The sequence below is a fragment of the Sphingomonas sp. S2M10 genome, assembly GCF_012650175.1.
Taxonomy (GTDB): Bacteria; Pseudomonadota; Alphaproteobacteria; order Sphingomonadales; family Sphingomonadaceae; genus Sphingomonas.
This window is the reverse complement of the sequence record NZ_JAAILI010000075.1, coordinates 1-1,321: the sequence shown is the minus strand read 5'-3', so window position 1 is coordinate 1,321 and position 1,321 is coordinate 1. Positions and strand designations below refer to the sequence as shown.

Here is a 1,321-nt window from a genome sequence, read left to right as displayed (position 1 = left end):
TGAAGCGCCCCGGGTTTTCAGGAGGCAGTTTTCATTTGGCTATGCAGCCATATCGAGGTTCTCGAGGGCTGCATAGTAATTGTCTTCGGCCTCAGCGGGCGGGATGTGCCCGATAGGGCCGAAGAGCCGGTGATTATTGTACCAATCGACCCAGCGCAGCGTTGCCATTTCCACGGCCGAAACGCTTGGCCATGATCGCTGCCGCCAGATGACCTCGGCCTTGTAAAGGCCGTTGATCGTCTCGGCTAAGGCGTTGTCGTAGGAATCACCTACGCTACCGACCGAGGGGACGAGTTTGGCCTCGGCCAAGCGCTGGGTATAGTTCATCGCAAGATATTGAACTCCCCTATCGCTATGGTGGATCAGTCCATCATCGGGATCTGGCCTGCGGGCATGAATCGCCTGCTCCAGGGCATCCAGAACGAAGCTGGCAGTGGCTGACGTGCTGACCTTCCATCCGACAATCCGCCGGGCAAAAGCATCAATCACGAAGGCGACATAGACGAAGCCTGCCCAAGTATGCACGTAGGTGAAATCGACGACCCACAGGGCGTTTGGCCGGCTGACGCGAAATGCCCGATTGACCTTGTCCAGCGGACACGGCGCCTTCGGGTTGCTGATGGTGGTGATCGTCTTCTTCCCACGACGGACGCCTGCCAGCCCCATGGCGCGCATTAATCGTTCCACCGTGCATTTCGCCACCATGATGCCTTCACGCCGCATCTGGTGCCAGACCTTGCGTGCGCCATAGAGACCGAAGCTGGCCTCATGGACCCGCTTGATCTGCTCCCTGATCTCGTCATCACGCTGCGCACGTGCTGGACGCCTGCCGGGATCGGCACTACGCGCGGCGTGTTCATGGTAGGAGGATGGGGCGATTGCCAGTTCCCGGCAGATCGGCTCGATACCCAAATCCTCGCGATGGACGTCGATGAACGCCATCATCATCTCCCGGGGCGGTCGAGCTCCGCCATCGCAAAATACGCAGATGCCTTGCGCAAAATCTCGTTGGCCCGGCGTAGTTCCTTCACTTCGCGCTCCAGCAATCTCAGGCGTTCCCGGTCATCCGCCGCCAGCGCCGCTGGCCCCGCTCGTCGGCTCGCCTCCTCGCGGCACCACCGGCGCAGCGTCTCCAGCGAGCAGCCGATCTTCGCCGCGATCGACTTCATCACTTCCCATTCCGAGCCGTACTCGGCCCGCTGCTCCACCACCATACGAACCGCCCGCTCGCGGACTTCAGGTGAAAATTTGTTGGTTGTCTTGCTCATAACGGATGCTCCTTCTCACAAGTTGGAGCCTCCTGGAAACCCGGGGCGCTTCA

The 1,321-nt window shown here is 60.4% G+C and carries 1 protein-coding gene and 1 other annotated feature; the gene reads right to left on the bottom strand.

Annotation, left to right across the window (positions count from 1 at the left end):
* Window positions 1-39: 39 nt before the first annotated feature.
* Window positions 40-1,268, bottom strand: a protein-coding gene (locus S2M10_RS17435) for an IS3 family transposase (protein ID WP_096064161.1) whose coding sequence is annotated in 2 segments (ribosomal slippage) — window positions 40-980 and window positions 980-1,268 — 1,230 coding nt in all. Because the reading frame shifts where the segments join, the coding sequence is not laid out codon by codon here.
* Window positions 873-987 (bottom strand) — a sequence feature (AL1L pseudoknot). (Overlaps the previous gene by 115 nt.)
* Window positions 1,269-1,321: the final 53 nt, after the last annotated feature.